This window comes from Nocardia sp. NBC_01503, assembly GCF_036327755.1.
Classification (GTDB): domain Bacteria; phylum Actinomycetota; class Actinomycetes; order Mycobacteriales; family Mycobacteriaceae; genus Nocardia.
Genome location: NZ_CP109596.1, coordinates 3,633,385 through 3,648,482, shown reverse-complemented (window position 1 = coordinate 3,648,482; position 15,098 = coordinate 3,633,385). Strand labels below are relative to the sequence as shown.

The 15,098-nt window shown below is 64.3% G+C and carries 15 protein-coding genes and 1 tRNA gene; 5 read left to right on the top strand and 11 right to left on the bottom strand.

Features of this window, described 5'->3' with window-relative positions:
* Positions 1-106 precede the first annotated feature (106 nt).
* Genes OHB26_RS16275 through OHB26_RS16265 form a run of 3 tightly spaced genes read right to left on the bottom strand, consistent with a single transcriptional unit; the run spans position 107 to position 1,780 of the window.
* Positions 107-559, bottom strand: a complete 453-nt coding sequence (locus OHB26_RS16275) for a hypothetical protein (RefSeq protein ID WP_330184994.1) — start codon at positions 557-559, stop codon at positions 107-109.
* Positions 559-1,524: a hypothetical protein gene (locus OHB26_RS16270; protein WP_330184993.1), complete on the bottom strand. Its 966-nt coding sequence runs from the start codon at positions 1,522-1,524 to the stop codon at positions 559-561. The genes OHB26_RS16275 and OHB26_RS16270 overlap by 1 nt, the downstream gene beginning before the upstream one ends.
* Positions 1,514-1,780 (bottom strand): hypothetical protein, encoded by a 267-nt coding sequence (locus tag OHB26_RS16265; protein WP_330184992.1) that lies wholly within the window; start codon positions 1,778-1,780, stop codon positions 1,514-1,516. Before OHB26_RS16265 ends, OHB26_RS16270 begins: the two co-directional genes overlap by 11 nt.
* Before the next feature lie 472 nt (positions 1,781-2,252).
* Here OHB26_RS16265 and OHB26_RS16260 point away from each other — a divergent pair, with 472 nt between their 5' ends.
* Positions 2,253-2,657, top strand: coding sequence for a helix-turn-helix domain-containing protein (locus tag OHB26_RS16260; protein ID WP_330184991.1), 405 nt, complete (start codon positions 2,253-2,255; stop codon positions 2,655-2,657).
* A 26-nt stretch (positions 2,658-2,683) separates the two neighbouring features.
* On the opposite strand, the gene OHB26_RS16255 is transcribed toward OHB26_RS16260, so the two are convergent.
* Both OHB26_RS16255 and OHB26_RS16250 read right to left on the bottom strand, forming a co-directional pair.
* Complete coding sequence (locus OHB26_RS16255) at positions 2,684-3,157, bottom strand: hypothetical protein (RefSeq protein ID WP_330184990.1); 474 nt, start codon at positions 3,155-3,157, stop codon at positions 2,684-2,686.
* Positions 3,158-3,447: 290 nt separating this feature from the next.
* Positions 3,448-4,026, bottom strand: a complete 579-nt coding sequence (locus tag OHB26_RS16250) for an LppP/LprE family lipoprotein (RefSeq protein ID WP_330184989.1) — start codon at positions 4,024-4,026, stop codon at positions 3,448-3,450.
* A gap of 148 nt (positions 4,027-4,174) precedes the next feature.
* On the opposite strand from OHB26_RS16250, the gene OHB26_RS16245 reads away from it, so the two are divergent.
* A complete protein-coding gene (locus OHB26_RS16245; protein WP_330184988.1) occupies positions 4,175-4,927 on the top strand; it encodes an SDR family NAD(P)-dependent oxidoreductase in 753 nt (250 codons plus the stop codon).
* Between the two features lie 70 nt (positions 4,928-4,997).
* On the opposite strand, the gene OHB26_RS16240 is transcribed toward OHB26_RS16245, so the two are convergent.
* Both OHB26_RS16240 and OHB26_RS16235 read right to left on the bottom strand, forming a co-directional pair.
* Positions 4,998-5,504, bottom strand: a complete 507-nt coding sequence (locus OHB26_RS16240) for a hypothetical protein (protein ID WP_330184987.1) — start codon at positions 5,502-5,504, stop codon at positions 4,998-5,000.
* A gap of 178 nt (positions 5,505-5,682) precedes the next feature.
* On the bottom strand, positions 5,683-7,080 hold the full coding sequence (locus OHB26_RS16235) for an MFS transporter (RefSeq protein WP_330184986.1): 1,398 nt from the start codon (positions 7,078-7,080) through the stop codon (positions 5,683-5,685).
* A 552-nt stretch (positions 7,081-7,632) separates the two neighbouring features.
* Here OHB26_RS16235 and OHB26_RS16230 point away from each other — a divergent pair.
* A complete protein-coding gene (locus OHB26_RS16230; protein WP_330184985.1) occupies positions 7,633-8,280 on the top strand; it encodes a type IV toxin-antitoxin system AbiEi family antitoxin domain-containing protein in 648 nt (215 codons plus the stop codon).
* Positions 8,270-9,028 carry a nucleotidyl transferase AbiEii/AbiGii toxin family protein gene (locus OHB26_RS16225; RefSeq protein ID WP_330184984.1) on the top strand — a complete coding sequence of 253 codons (759 nt, stop codon included), beginning with the start codon at positions 8,270-8,272 and terminating at the stop codon, positions 9,026-9,028. Before OHB26_RS16230 ends, OHB26_RS16225 begins: the two co-directional genes overlap by 11 nt.
* A 290-nt stretch (positions 9,029-9,318) precedes the next feature.
* Here OHB26_RS16225 and OHB26_RS16220 read toward each other — a convergent pair whose 3' ends face one another.
* Positions 9,319-10,533: an alpha/beta hydrolase family protein gene (locus OHB26_RS16220; RefSeq protein ID WP_330184983.1), complete on the bottom strand. Its 1,215-nt coding sequence runs from the start codon at positions 10,531-10,533 to the stop codon at positions 9,319-9,321.
* Between the two features lie 479 nt (positions 10,534-11,012).
* On the opposite strand from OHB26_RS16220, the gene OHB26_RS16215 reads away from it, so the two are divergent.
* Positions 11,013-11,258, top strand: a complete 246-nt coding sequence (locus OHB26_RS16215) for a hypothetical protein (RefSeq protein WP_330184982.1) — start codon at positions 11,013-11,015, stop codon at positions 11,256-11,258.
* Between the two features lie 97 nt (positions 11,259-11,355).
* Here OHB26_RS16215 and OHB26_RS16210 read toward each other — a convergent pair whose 3' ends face one another.
* The 3 genes from OHB26_RS16210 to OHB26_RS16200 form a co-directional block, all read right to left on the bottom strand.
* Complete coding sequence (locus OHB26_RS16210) at positions 11,356-11,757, bottom strand: VOC family protein (protein ID WP_330184981.1); 402 nt, start codon at positions 11,755-11,757, stop codon at positions 11,356-11,358.
* Between the two features lie 1,416 nt (positions 11,758-13,173).
* Positions 13,174-13,247, bottom strand: a tRNA-Leu gene (locus tag OHB26_RS16205).
* A gap of 272 nt (positions 13,248-13,519) precedes the next feature.
* The gene (locus OHB26_RS16200; RefSeq protein ID WP_330184980.1) at positions 13,520-14,986 is read right to left on the bottom strand and encodes a peptide MFS transporter; all 1,467 of its coding nucleotides are present in this window, start codon (positions 14,984-14,986) and stop codon (positions 13,520-13,522) included.
* Positions 14,987-15,098 lie beyond the last annotated feature (112 nt).

The window sequence follows — 15,098 nt, the reverse complement described above, 5'->3', positions numbered from 1 at the left end:
TCGATGGCGTCGACCCGAGGGGCCGCGAATCTGTGAGTGGCAATGCGGCAAGGCTCGTCCCGCTGATCCTGCTGGTGAGCCGGGGGCGTGCCGCGATTACCACTCGTCAGCCGTTTCCCGTCAGCACGGATACACCGTGGTGATTGTTCGAATTCGACTGCGGCACAAGGCTATCAGCGATTTCCCGAGGATCTTCGAAACGCCCAACGGCGCCGAGTCGCGCGGCGAGATCGATGCGGACGCGCCGACGGTGTTCGGCGCTGGAGCCGGGGCCGCGGGTCGCCAGAATCTCGGCCGCGGGCAAAGGCCCGTGCCCGCCCGGGCGCGCGGTCCGGATCAGATAGGTGAGATGTCCGGGCGCGATACGGGGCAGGGTTTCGTCCGGGCGCAGCGGACGGTTGTAGTAGCGCCGGACCGCCGCGCAGGCCGCGTCGAAATTCCAGTGCGCGTCCCGGGCGGCGAAACCCCATGCGGCCCGGGTACATACGTCGTTCGCGAAGCGGTTGTCGTAGCCGGCAATCAGTGAGATGAGTGCAATGACCTCCGACTCCGCCAACATTAGGTGCCCCACTCCGCCGAAGTGGATTCGAATGGATTTCCCAACAGGGTCAGGGGCATTGCCTCGGAGTCGAGCAGGGCCACCCCGGCGGTCATCGCGATATCCCGGGTCTGCTCGCGGGTGCGGGCGATATGGAAGTCCGCGGCGGCCTGCTGGTGTTGTCGCTCCCGGGCCGTCATCCAGCCACCGGCCGGGCGCGTGCGCGACTCGGCGGAGCGGCGCATCCAATTACGCCAGGTGGCAGGCCAATCGACCATGGCGCGACCGGTGGCGCGGTAGTAGTCAGCGAATTTGCGGTGCTCGGCGGGTAGATCGATATCGGGACATTCGGCCCGCATGGTTTCCACCAGCGCGGTATCGGGCCGCCACCCGGAGGGAAGGACGGTGGCACGGCGGCGAGCGGGCGGCGGCCCGGGATTCTCGTCTGTTTCATCGAAAGCCGTTGCGGGCAGCACGGATTCGTCGAAGGGATTCGGCAGGGCGGCGGGATCGGCCGAGGGCCGCCGCAAGAGCGCCAGTACCCGATGCGCGCGAGGTTCGGCCACCGACCAGCAGGCCAATTCGGGCAAACGCGCACGCAGCCTGCGCAATTCGTGCACCACGACGGCCTGCAGCGTGGGCGAACTGATATCGGCGTAGTCATTGACCACCCCGATCGCGCCATTGACCGATCGCATGATGCCGTCATGCTTGATATGGGTGCGAACCAGGATCTCCTCGGTGTCGATATCGACCACGACGAACTGTCTCTCCACCAATTCCGCCGCGGCCGCGAGGACGTGCCGCGCGGTGGAGCCTCGCGTTTTCGAGGCCAATCGGGCGGGATGCCAGTCCGTCACACCGCATTTCGACAGCCGGGGATGCGCCAGCAGGCGCAGATAGAGATGCTGGGCGGACTCGCTGAGCTCACTCCAGTCCTCATCGGCCCAGATGTCGATACGAAGTTTGGCGTATTCACGCGGCATGGCCGAATCCCCGCGCGGCATCGGGATTGAACCGCACCAGCACCACCCCACCACGCACCTCGGCCTCGAATCCGGAGCCGAATGCTGCCGCGCGACCGGTTCGAATTCGATGCTTGGTCGAGTGCGGATAACGCGTGGGCCACGGATACCGCGCCCAGCGCCCCGGGTTGGCGCGCAGCACATCCGCGAACTCACGGTTCGCCCGTTCCCTGGCACGGGTTACTGGAGCGGGCACCTCGTCGACAAACACAACCATGGGATGACTTTCTGTGGAGGAACCGGTAAGCCCAGGGAAAAAGGCTGTCCCACAAGCAGACTCGGTAGGTAGAGCGTTTCGAGAACGGTGCAGACGCTACACATCGTTACAAGTCGTTGCAACCAATAGAAGGAGAAAGTAGTGCGCATGCGTGCGTAAACGAGAATTGGGTGGTGGAATTTGCATACATCGGTACACATCCGGAGCCTCGACAGAGGCTCCGGGTTTTCGTTGTACGGCTTATGTATACGGAAGGGGGTGATGTAGGGACTGCCCCCAGCCCCTACGGAAGCTTCCCCGGTAGGGCTATGGGTAGGGGGTGACGAAGGCGCTGCCCACTCCCAGCGAACCGCACGAATCACCTGCTACCGGCGAGTTGCCCAGACAACCAAGGGCTGGCCGGTGATGAGACCAATCGTGTTATAGTGCGTGCAGAAGGGGCTAATTACAACCAACTACCTAGCATCGGATCATGCCCATGAGCAGACGACGGAGCGCGCCGGTTCCACCGGAGGTCAGCGAGGCCCTGCGCGAGGCCCGGGAACGCCGGATCCTGTCCCGGGAGAAGGCAGCCCAACTCGCCAACATCAGTACCAGCCTCTGGACTCAGATCGAGAACGGCGTCCAGTACAAGAACGACCGCAAGGTGCAGACGAGCACGACGGCCGATACGTTGCAATCAATGGCGGAGGCGGTCGGGCTCGACCCACAGGTAGTACTGGTTCAGGTCGGGCTGGAGGCTCCTCGGGAAACCACACCCACCCCACCTGCTCCGGCACCCAAGGGCGGCATCGTCGACCTTTCCGGTTTGTCCGAGTACGACCTGCATCTCGTGGCGGGCTACGTCGCCGGACTCAAGGCCCGATACACACGATGACGGATTCGAAGCTCCGTCTCGCAAACTCAGCCGCGAGGTCGGAGCCGTGGCAGCAGTGGCGCGGGCGGTGCTTCGACCCATACGCAGGTGATATCGGACGGAATCGTCTCAGAGCTCGCCCAGGACATGCGGTCCAGATGACTGGGGTGAATCAACCGGCGCTCGGACTGTTTGAGATTGAGCAGGCGATGCGTCAGCATCGGCACACTGACACCCAGCCTGGTCGCACAGAGTTCGATCGACCGAAATCGGGCCACCGCCTCCTGCAGATTCTCGATGGGAATCGAGCGACGAGCGACGAGATCGTGCACGGCCTGCTCCACCTTGATCCGCGGCATGCGGCCCAATCTGGTCCGTCGGACCAGCCAACTGTTCTCGAGAATGGCGTGGGCGAGACCGTGCGCGACCGCCTCGTTGTGCTTGATCGGCGGCAAGTCCGCCTGCACGATCACCGATCGAATATCGGGCACCCACATCACAATCGGCTCGATCGACGGCAAGGTGCGAACGTGAATACCGAGGTCGATGGCTTCTTCGCTAGCGTCATAACCTAACGGCTGGGACATCCCCGCATTCCACCCTGTTCATTCACCGCGCTCCTGCCTTCGTCGATCGGTCTCTGCTCCTCCTTGGAGAGCGCAACTGCCCGATATCGCGGACATCGCCATGTGCCCAGCTGTCTGGCCACAGAGAAACCGTACAGGCGATCAGCTCCCGGCATCCAAACGGGGCGGCCTTACCACACCCTGCCCTACCCACCGGTACCCCCTGCGACACAGCCGGATTCGGCTCAGGAGTGCGGCGGGAACTGGCCGTTGGCGGTGATGGTAGTGCCGTTGAGGGTGAAGGTGACGACGCTGGGGCCGCCCTGCGGGCAGCACATCGGGTCGTTGCCGACGGTCCAGCGATAGGTGAGGGAGATGCTGGTGCGGGTGTGCGCGGTCAACATGGTGAACATGTAGGGGTCGGAGGTGGTGGTGCCGAGGTAGGTGCCGCCGGTGAAGAACAGGACCTGGGTATAAGGGTGATTGGTGTTGGTATCGGCCATCATCCAGGACAGCAGGCCGTCGCAGCCCGCGCTGATCGGATCGTTGCTGGTCTGCCCGACGGACCAGGTGCCGATGGGGGCGGCGGGGAGTTTGGCCAGGGCGGATTGCGCGAGGACGGAATTCGGATCGAAGCACAGGCCGTTGCCGCTGCCGTTCGGGGCGCCGCGCTGCTCGGCGACGGGGACCACGGCGCTCGTCGGGGTGGCCTGCGGGGTCGACGAGGTTGCCGTGCAACCCGTCGAGATCATCCCGAGAGTCGCCGCGAGGACGCCCGCTGCGGTGAGCCGGGCCGTACCGAAGATGCTTCGAGTTCGCGCCACGTGGTAGAGATCGTGAGCGCTTTCGATTGTGTTAACGCAGGTAGGCGGGGGTGCGGATGTCCGAGGTCGCGGATACGGGTGCGGTGTCGTTGAATCGTCTGCGCGGACGGTGGTTTCGTCGCCGTCCCGCGAATGAACGGAGACGGGTATGACGGGCGAGGGTGCCGGACGTTTCGATGGCCGGGTCGCGGTGGTGACCGGAGCGTCGTCGGGGCTGGGACAGGCCGTGGCGCGGTCACTGCGGGCGGGCGGGGCGAAGGTATTCGGTGTCGGGCGGGACAAGGACCGGCTCAACGCCACCCTCGATGGCCCCGAAACCGATTGGCTGGCAGCTGATCTCACCGATCCGGCCGCGAGCACGCTGGTGATCGACGCCTGCGTCGAGCGGTTCGGCGGCATCGACATCCTGGTGAACGCGGCCGGTGCGCACACCATGCGGCACACCGCGCAGACCACCGACGCCGACTGGCAGCACGACCTCGCCGTCAACCTGAACGCGCCATTCTTCCTCTCCCGCGCCGCCCTCCCCCACCTGCTCGAACGACAGGGCAACATAGTCAATGTCGCCTCCATCGCGGGCCTCGAAGGCCAGGCCTACTCGGCCGCCTACTGCGCCGCCAAGCACGGCCTCATCGGCCTCACCCGCGCCATGGCCCTGGAATTCGACAGTCGCGGCATCCGCATCAACGCCGTCTGCCCCGGCGGTATGACCACCCCACTGCTACAGAACTTCACCTTCCCCGAGGACCCCGACTACACCCTCATCATGAAGACCGCCGCCGCCCGCGGCCTCATGGATCCCATCCAGGTAGCCAACGTCATCACCTTCCTGTGCTCCCCCGAAGCCTCCGCCGTCCACGGCGCCGTCTACACCGTCGACAACGGCAAAATGGCCCTCTGAACCGGCGGTCACCGGCCCGCTTCGAAACAGCGAAAGCCCCGACAGGGCAGGGGCTTTCGACAGGGTGCCGCTACTTCTGAGCCGAAAGGCCGCTCAGCAGACCACCGATCACCGGAATCGAATTCGCGCTACCCGTGCCACCCGTGGCCGCGCCACACGTAGTTCCGGAGGGAGCGGTCTGGACGACGTTGACCGTCGGCCCGTTCTCACCGAAATACGCCGGACCCGTAGTCGTATTGTTGGGCCACGCGCTGACCATCACCTGCCCCGGCGCGGTCGGCGTCCAGGACGCGACGACATCCTTGCCCGCGACGTACGGCACCGTCGTGAAGGTGGTGAACGTCGAGCCCCCCACCGCCGAAGTCCGGAACACGAACTCGGTGTCCAGGGGAACATTCCCGATCAACACCGCGGCGTCGGAGGCCGGCAGTGTCACGGTGTAGGTCGACCCCACACAGTAGGCCGAGGACGACCTAATGCTCATATCCGCCGATGCGGTCGTAGCCGAGACGATGGTGGCCACCCCCATCGCCGCCACCGCGGCGATACCGACGGTCGAACGAGCAAAGACTGGCATTTTCATGCTCCACTCCCCAATTTTCCGAAAGTCCCTCTGCAGCAAGGGGACTCACGCGGCCTATCGCAAGTGACCGACACGCATTTCAGAGTGATGTCGGGCAGCTCTATCCGGGGTGCGGTGCGTTGGCGATCCGGCTGTCAGATTTCGTTGATGAGTCCGGCAACGAAAGAACACTTCAGGCTTCGCCCGCGGTGCCGACGAGTTTGGGCCAGTTGCGGTGGTTGGGGTCGATGACGATGGAGTGGGCGTGGACGTGGCCGCCGCCTGGTAGCGGTCGCGCGTCGGTGAGGTGGTTGGGGTCGGTGCCGGGTTCGTGGATGTGTAGGAGCGGTTCGTTGTCGCGGCGCGGCCAGCAGACCAGTGCGATCACGATGCCCAGCGCGGCCAGGACCGCGAGAACTGCCCAGGTGGTGGTGAATCCGGTGGTGGTGGCCAGCCAGCCGGTGATCGGATAGACCAGCAGCCAGCAGGCATGGGACAGCGAGAATTGCGCGGCGAACAGGGCGGGCCGATCCTCGGCACTGCTGGAGCGGCGCAACACCCGCCCGGTGGGGGTCAGGACCAGACCGGTGCCCATACCGATGGTCGCCCAGATCGGGAACAGGACCGGCCAACGCCAATCTCCGGTCACGGCGGTCGATGACGTCAGTGCGGCCACGATCGCGGTGAGCAGTACGCCCGCCCCGGTGAGCATGAGGGTGCGTTCACCGATTCGTTCCAGCAGCCGTGGCACCGACAGCGCCACCGTGATCACGCCGAGTCCGTTGGCGGCCAGCAGCCACGCCACATCGGATTCGGAACGGCCCAGGGTCTGCTGAACCAGGTTGACCGTATTGACCATGACAATCGAACCAACCGCTGCCACAACAAGATTCAGCCCCTGCAAGCCGCGCAGGCGTGGGGTCGCGGCGAAGATCCGCACCCCCGACAGGATCCGGTCGAGCACGACCGGATTCCCGGCCCGCCGCACGGCGTCGGGAATCCGACTCGATACCACCAGCGCCGCGGAGACCAGGAAACCCGCCGCGGTGCCGGTGAACAACCAGTGAAAGGACACGACCCCGATCAGCACGGCCGCCAGCAGCGGGCTCAGCAGCGATTCCAGGCTGGAAGCCAGTTGCGAGTACGACAGCGCCCGGGTGTAATCGCGTTCGTCAGGCAGGATATCGGGCAACACCGCCTGGAAAGTCGGGGTGAACGCCGCCGAGGCGGACTGCAGGATCGCGATCAGCACATAGATCTGCCAGATCTGGTCGATGAACGGCAGCATCAACACGATCGAGGCGCGCACCAGATCGAGCCCGACCAGCGCCTGCCGCCGGGGCACCCGGTCGGCCCAGGCACCGGCCAAAGGCGCGATGAGGACATAGGCGACCATCTTGATCGTCAGCGCCGTGCCCAGCACCGCGCCCGCGCGGGGGCCCGCCAGCTGATAGGCGAGGAGACCGAGCGCGACGGTGGTCAACCCGTTGCCGAACAGTGCCACCAGCTGCGCACCGAACAGATGCCGGTAGTCACGGTGGGCGAACAGCGCCACCGGCGATACCGGGGGCGCGGATTGCGGAGAGGTCACCCCCCGATAATACGTGCACAAGTGCGCACACAAAGGCGGGAGGTCGTGGGCCAGCCAGCACAGCTCGAGGCGCCGGTGGCGAGCCGCCGCAGCACGAGACCCGTTGCCACGCAGCGCGAATTGTTGTGGGCGTACTGAATCCGCGCCGGGTCTCGGCGCGCCGAATTCGAATCCGACCTGGACGTTTACCGGAGCCGTCGGTGCCCCCGGGGTGGCACGGACAGCATCGACAACCACCCGGCCCCGTGGTGAGCTGCGGATTTCCGCAGATATCGCAGTAGTGCGGCGTATCCGTCGCCGGTCCGGCAGTTGAGGAACAGCGGACGGCCCGATCCCCTCCGCGCGGCGAAGGCCTCGCTGGCTGTCAGGGCATCGACACGCCAATCAGCAAGTGGCTGTGGCCCCTTAGTCGAGGAAGCCGCGACTTCGCAGTGCGATGATCCCCGTATCCGTGGATAGCCGATCGGCTCGATTCGCAGCCAGTGCTCCGGTAGTATGCATTTCGTTGGCTAATAGCCAATAAAATGCATACTCCCCGAGAGAGTGGTGCTAGTGGCTGAGCGTCGCAGTACCTTGCTGCCCAGTGAACTCTGGCGGGCACCGCTTCGAACCGTGCGGCCGCAGGACCTCGCTGATGTCTACGCTCAACCGCCGTCCGAGGTCGCGCGGCTCGTCGATCGGGGCGTGCTGCACCGTGTTGCGCACGGCTACTACATCATCATCCCGCCGGACTACATCGGCCGGACCTGGCTCCCCGTCCTCGAGGCGGCCGCTGCGGGAATTGCGTCTTCGATTTATGGTGCGGATCAGGCCATTGTCATGGGCATCAGTGCGGCACGCATGCTGGGAGCCGTACCTCGCGCACTGGCGACCGCGGTGGTTGCGGTTCCGAGCCAGCACCGGCCGATCGCGCTGACCGACCGCGCGGCGCAGGTTCGGTTCGTCCGTCGTGATACCGACGCACTCGATGCCGAGCGCGTCGAAACGCCACTGGGCCCGACACTTGTCACTACTCCGGAACAGACCCTGCTCGATCTAGCCCGGCGCCCAGAGCTGGGCAACGCCGAAGCGGAGGTTCGTTCAGCGATCAGGACGCTGTACCAACGTAGCGATTCGTCGAGACTTACGCAGCTCGCTGCGGATCAGCGTTTGGGCGCGGCGCTTCGACGTGCGAAAGGCTGGGCGAGCCATGAGCATTGACGAACGTGACAGTGTCGCAATTCAATTCGGCGTCGCCCCGGAGCAGGTCGAGCGCGACCACCTGATCTCCCATCTGCTGGCGGCACTCAGCCGAGGGTTCGGCGACCGGCTGCACTTCATCGGCGGAACCGCTCTTGCCCGTACGCATCTGGTGAACGGCAGGCTCAGCGAAGACATCGATCTGGTTGCACTGGACAACAGGACGGTACTGGCGGCCGAACTCGACGCCGCTCTGCCGCGATCGGCCGCGCGGACATATGGTCGGCTGGAATGGGCACCGCCGCTGAGCGAGGTCCCGGACACCGAGGCCGCTAATCTTCGCTCCGCATCCGGTGCGTCTGTCAAGATCCAGTTGCTGTCGGCCCAGGGCCGAACGGTGTGGCCAACCGAACTCCGCAGTCTCGAACAGCGATACAGCGACGCGCCACCGGCCGAGTTGTTCGTGCCTACATTGCCGGCCTTTGCGGCAGGGAAGACCGCGACGTGGCACGACCGACGCGCACCACGCGACCTTTGGGATCTTTGGGCGCTGAACGGCATGGGCGCGATCGACGACGCCGCAGGAGCGTTGTATCGCAAGCACGGTCCGACCAACCGGCTTCCCACCCCGCAATTGTTCGATCATGCGCCCGATGACGACGACTGGAATACACAATTGGCCGGGCAGACACGGTTGACGATCAGCGCCGAGAACGCGCTGGCCACGGTTCGAGATTCATGGGCGCGTATCGCGGAGCGACTCGAGTAGCCGCGCATGCATTGGCGACGACCTCGACGATCTCCTCGTCACTCAACCCGGCTTCCCGTGCGGCGGCGGACTGCGCGTCGTCGACGCTGGTTCCACCGACGCAGAGTCGACGCGCAGTTCGACGGAACGCACTGATCTACCGCTGAGCGCGCTATTCGAACCGCCCACGCGCCACGCCCGAAGATCTACGGGCCGAGCCATCACGGGCAGCCAACAATGCGCGCTCATGGCGAGTTCCGGATGCATGGTCGGCCTGCATGCGTGGGAGGGGGTCAGGAGCTGATTTCGCGCTACCAGGGAAGCAAGATTTCGGGTTGGGCCAGGGTGGTGATCGCCTCGATGACACCGGTGCCGTTCCGATTGAACGCAGAGTCGAAGAAGGTACGCAAGTAGATTCGTTGCAGTTCGACCGAGCGCTGGGGGTCGATCCTGCCGACCGCTTTGGTATTGGTGTCAGCCGGAAGCAGTCCGGCAGCAGCCAGTTGCGGCAGGATCGTCTGCTGGTCGCAGAATGACATGTGCTCTGTGCCCGATACTCGCAGGGGCAGCTTCATACCGGTGTTGCTGGGCCAGTACGGTTCCCAGCCGGGTTTGCCGTACCACGGCGAGGCACCACCGGCAAGCATGAGCAGTGGCTTGTCGGTCCCCTCGGTAGCAACCGATCCCAGGATCGGCCCGTCCAGATTGACGCCGACACGGATCCTGGGCTCATCGTGCAAGGCTTGGACGGTAGTCGAGCCGCCGAGCGAGTGTCCGAACATCCCCACCTTCGCCATGTCCAGACTCCCCGCCAATCCTGCGGGCAGTCTCCCAGCGGTCTGTGATCCCTGCCCGGTGGTGGCCGCTGAGAGTTCGTCGAGCACGAAGCGCGTATCGGCCACTCGGGTGGGCAGCAGTACATCCCGCAACACCTCTTGCGGCGAATCGAGCGGGACAACCGTGCGTTCGACCTGTCCGTCCGGGAAGTGGACCGAGAAGGCCTCGTGCGTGTGGTTGATCGCGACCACAACATAGCCGTGGCTGGCGAGATCCTCGGCTTGAGCGGTACTCCATCCGGTTGTGTCACCCATGCCTGGGGAGTTCAGCAACACCGGGAACCGGCTATCTCCTTCGCGCGCCGGCCGGTTCACGTAGCTGTGGCTGGAACCGAGAGTCCAACTGTCTGGGCGTACACCGAGTTCGGTGAGGTAAGCGGCTTGCTCCTCCCGCCCGCCCGCGGGCATCCACGCTGCAGAGGCGGCAGCGCCCGCGTCCTGAGCTGGATACCAGATCTGAACCAGCAGTTCCCGAGGACCGTCGTCCCACGGGTCGTTTCGATCCGGATCTGTGAGGTGAAGTTCGGTCATACCGACTGGGTTCTCGCCGGTAGGGGCGGGCAGGGACACGACCGCAGTATCGGCTGATGCCGGTGCTGGCGCAGCATGCGCCGCGACGGCGCCGGTGGAGGTCATCCACACCGCCGCGACAATGATCGCAATCCGTCGTAGATCCTTGCGCGCCAACACAACCCCCGAGTTCATCCCCGCCAACGAACAGCCACCCTACAGAACCACCATCGCGGCTGGTTGTCGACCTGAGACCGACCACCTCGCTTCACTAAAACGGCGAACCGAAGTTGCATAGCGGCCATCACAGTGGAGCCACTTCACTACACAGGCGCATACCGCGCTGATCAGAGCGGTATGCGCCTGTGTAGTGCGCGATTCCAGCACCTGAGAGGCGGCGCGCCTACGTATCGCGGCAGCAGGGATTCCGACCTACCGTTTGCAGCCGCAGTGGGAACACATATCAGCTTGGGCTCTGAAACATTGGACCGGAAGGCGTTGATATGAAGAGGAGTCCTCTAGCCGTTGCGGTAGCGACCGGAATCGCCTTGGCGCTCAGTGTGACCGCATGCGCCAGCGATTCCCACGAGGTAGGTGGCCAGCCGGCGGACGTGCGTCAAGCTGTCGGAAAGAGCTTTGTTGGCCGAACCGTACTTTCAGTGCGAACGTCGGACAAGATCGTGATCGACGGGCGCGACGTTGCCGCGCAGCTCAAACTGACAGACGAGCAACCCGCAAGGCCGGTAGGCGATGACTGGAACATCGTCGCGAACTGCACAGATGTCGTCAACGGAACGCTGGTCGCCGCTGTCGTGACCGGAGCCGAATGGGAACGGCTTGTCAATCGCGATGGCGTCGCAGCAGTGATGGAAAATCCACCCATGCAACTCCTCGACTGCCCATAGGCCCGAAGGACTTGCGCCACGAACATCCTGATCTGCCTGCGGGCTCAGGCGGTCATAGAACCGGCCAGCGGGGAGACCGGAGGCGGGGCAGTCACAGTTATGCGGATTCATGCGGACCGAGTAGGTCCCATCGATTTCCCGCGATGTCGTTGAATACGGCGACCTGGCCGTAGGGCTCGGTGCGAGGCTCGGTTACGAACTTCACCCCGGCTTCGGCCATCCGCCGGTAGGCCGCCACGAAGTCGGTAACTCGTAGAAAGAAGCCGACCCGGCCAGCGAACTGGTCACCGATAACGAGGCGTTGCTTTTCTCCGTCTGCTTGTGCGAGCAGAATTCCCGTTGCCGTGCCGGGTGGGCGAACGACAACCCACCGTTTGGGACGTCCGTCGTTGGTGAGTGACGGCGAGTCTTCGATGAGATCGAAACCGAGTGTCTCAACGAAGAATTCGATGGCCGAGTCGTACTCCTCGACGATGATCGCAATCAGCTCTAGATGCACTGAGGGAGCCTATGGCCTGGCCTCCCCGAGTGTCCGGATATGCCGCTTACGGGTCGGTTCGCAATGGTGGATCGTCCGGCTGGAAGGTCAACGCCCCGAGATGATCTCGGGGCGTTGGTGTGTCCGGAGCGTCCGCAACTGCTTGCGGGTTCAGGCGGCCTGGTTGTGTTGCGAGACCGTCCAATTCGCTGGTAACACATGCCGCCGCAAGTCACCTGGACATCAGAATCGCACCTCTAACGACGATGGCTGTGTGAGCATCTACCGCTCAGCGGACGTCCTGTATGCCGAGTTGAGCGCATTCGTCGAGTTTTGACCTGCCCCGAGCATTCGAAGACTCCGACGTGGGAGTCATCGACGTGGACATGTAATCGACGTGATCGTTGCGAATTATTCGCTAGTAGAAGGCTTCCCGTCCTGACACGGCGAGCAAACCCAGAACCAGGACTCTCTTGCAAGGGCGAATACGTGTCAGTGCCCCGACGTACGATGGCGTCGCTCGGAGGTTGCCGGGCAAGACACCTTGGTGCGAGGAGCCATTCGTTGAGCGCGAACCAGTATCGAAGCCAGCTGACGAACAAGCGCAAGCAGCGCGTCGACGCCGAGAAGAAGGCCGGTGAGTTCCGGACCAAGGAGTCGAAGAAGCGCGCAGAAGCCGCAGCGGCGCGACTGGCAGCCTCGAAGACCAAGAGCGAGTCGACCGTGAAATCCAAACTCCGCGAGGCTGAGCGCAAGGACAAAGAGACCGAAACCGCTGGGAAGGAAGCTGGCCGGTGGCAGCTGAGGGCCAGCGGCTATGCCAAGAGCGAGGCCGAGCTCCAGGGGAAGCTCGCCAAGGCGGAGAAGTCCGAAGCCGACGCCGCCGAGGTCAAGCGCAAACGAGAGGAGCAGCGGGCTCAGCGTCTCGCCGCCGGCCAGCGGGCGGAGCTCGAGTCCCGGGTGGCGACTACTGAATCCGCGGTTGAGCATGTGCTTCGCCAGCTGCCGGCACCCCAGCCCGAGAAGCTGCGAGTGTTGATCCTCGGGGCCGCGGGAGAGGGCGATCTCCGAGTGGGCCGCGAGCAGAAGCGGATCCGTGCGGCCGTCGAGTCAGCTCTTAATCGCTATCAGATCGAGTTCGATGTTCGTCCAGCGGCAACTCCAGCGGACCTGCTCGACGGGATCACCAAGTTCCGTCCTCATGTGGTTCACTTCTCCGGTCATAGCGATGACGATTTTCTTGTGTTCGAACAGGACACTGACGATCCCAATTCGGGCATGGATGTCTCCGCTGGTGCGTTCGCCCGTGCGATCCAGGCGACCGACACTCCGCCGCTGCTGGTGTTGCTGAACTCGTGCAACTCCGCAGCGCAGATCGATGACCTTGTGGCCGGGGTGGTGCCGAGCGCAACTAATCAAGGGGAGCTCTGTCGGTTGTGCCCCCGGTGGGGTTCGAACCCACACTGTGCGGATTTTAAGTCCGCTGCCTCTGCCAATTGGGCTACGGGGGCGTTGGGTCAGACTACCGAGCCGTACGGTCGTGCCGTAATCAACCCGAGGGTGAATTTCTCGGGGATGGCAGGCGGGCGTCGCTGAGCAGCGGATTTCGACTTGGATTATCGATTGAAATCATGTGCGGGCGGCGGATGAGCTGGCCGCGAACGCCATTGCGGGGAATGTGGATGTGGGGATTCTTTCGCGAGCTGAGTTAACCGCTCCCCCAGCAGAATTCGAAAGCGGCCCGTCCCCCACCGGAGACGGGCCGCGTTTGCCGATCAGGGGGTCAGTGCACGCCCTCCATATGACGGCTCACCCAGGGGGCGATGGCCCAGACCACGGCGCCCACCGCGATGGTGACCAGGCCGGTGATACCGAAGTAGGCGAGTTCGTGGGAGGGGTCGTAGAACTTGGACAGCACGCCGGACATGGAGGTGCCGATGCCGACCGAGAAGAAGTACAGGGCCATCATCTGGGCGCGGAAGGCGTTGGGGGCCAGCTTGGTGGTGACCGCCAGGCCGATCGGCGAGAGCAGCAACTCGGAGATGGCGAAGCCGCCCAGTACCGCGAAGACGAACAGGATCGGGACCGTCTTGCCCTCGGTGCCGGAGAAGAGCGCGAAGAGCATGAAGGCCGCACCCATGCCGAGCACGCCGAGCGCGAACTTGCGCGGGGTGCTCGGGGCGCGATTGCCCAGGCGCGTCCACATGATCGCGAAGAGCGGGGAGAGCGCGATGATCCACACCGGCTCCATCGAACCGATCCAGTTAGAGGGCGCGGTCCAGCCGAAGACATCCCAGTTGATGCGCTCATCGGAGTAGACCGCGAGCACGGTGAAGATCTGCTGGAACAGCGACCAGAACACCGCGTTGGCGATGAACAGCGGAATGAAGGCGCGCACCCGAACGCGTTCGACGGCATCGACTTTCGGGCTGGTGAGCATGATGTAGAAGTAGGCGATCGAGGCCACCGCGATGACGCCGGTGGTGACGTCGGGCAGATTCGACAGGGTGAGCAGACCGGTCAGCGCCGCCACCGCGACCAGCACCGCGAAAGCGCCGACGAACGCCACGGTCTTGGGAATCGCGGTGCGCGGCAGCGGATTCGGCACCTCGCGGCCGTGCCCGCCGAGATTGCGGCGGAATACCACGTACTGGGTCAGGCCCAAAGCCATACCGATGGCGGCCGCGCCGAAGCCGTAATGGAAGCCGACATGATCCTGCAGCAGACCGGTGATCAGCGGACCCGCGAACGCGCCGAGATTGATGCCCAGATAGAACAGCGTGAAGCCGCCGTCCGCGCGAGCATCACCCTTCGAGTAGAGCGTGCCCAGCAGCGAGGACGCATTGGCCTTGAGCGCGCCCGAGCCCAGCGCGACGAGCACCAGACCCACACCCACACCGGGCAGCCCGGGAATCACGGCCAGCGCGATATGGCCCGCCATGACGACCACGCCACCGTAGAAGACGGTGCGCTCCATACCCAGCACCCGGTCCGCGATCCAGCCGCCGAGCACGGTGGAGAGGTACACCAGACCGCCGTACGCGCCGACAATGCCGGTCGCGGTGGACTTCTCCAGTCCCAGACCGCCCTCGGAGGCGGTGTAGTAGAGGTAGTAGCCCAGGATCGTGAGCATGCCGTAGAACGAGAAACGTTCCCACAACTCGACGCCGAAAAGATTCGCGAGACCGATGGGATGTCCGAACAAGGTCCGTTCGGAGACCGGTTTCGCATGCTGGGCTACTTCTGACATAGAGCAGACCTTCCCATATGGGGCAATCTGACAGCAACCTCAACTGTTGACCTGCGTCACAAATTCGAGGCGAACGCACTGGTAGAAGCGCGCTCCACAAGAACCTTCAGTT

Excerpts from the sequence above, each read along its gene's own strand:
- OHB26_RS16240 (WP_330184987.1), bottom strand. The coding sequence starts at position 5,504 with ATGCCAGTCTTTGCTCGTTCGACCGTCGGTATCGCCGCGGTGGCGGCG.
- OHB26_RS16245 (WP_330184988.1), top strand. The coding sequence starts at position 4,175 with ATGACGGGCGAGGGTGCCGGACGTTTCGATGGCCGGGTCGCGGTGGTG.
- OHB26_RS16275 (WP_330184994.1), bottom strand. The coding sequence starts at position 559 with ATGTTGGCGGAGTCGGAGGTCATTGCACTCATCTCACTGATTGCCGGC.
- OHB26_RS16270 (WP_330184993.1), bottom strand. The coding sequence starts at position 1,524 with ATGCCGCGTGAATACGCCAAACTTCGTATCGACATCTGGGCCGATGAG.
- OHB26_RS16260 (WP_330184991.1), top strand. The coding sequence starts at position 2,253 with ATGCCCATGAGCAGACGACGGAGCGCGCCGGTTCCACCGGAGGTCAGC.
- OHB26_RS16225 (WP_330184984.1), top strand. The coding sequence starts at position 8,270 with ATGAGCATTGACGAACGTGACAGTGTCGCAATTCAATTCGGCGTCGCC.
- OHB26_RS16200 (WP_330184980.1), bottom strand. The coding sequence starts at position 14,986 with ATGTCAGAAGTAGCCCAGCATGCGAAACCGGTCTCCGAACGGACCTTG.
- OHB26_RS16265 (WP_330184992.1), bottom strand. The coding sequence starts at position 1,780 with ATGGTTGTGTTTGTCGACGAGGTGCCCGCTCCAGTAACCCGTGCCAGG.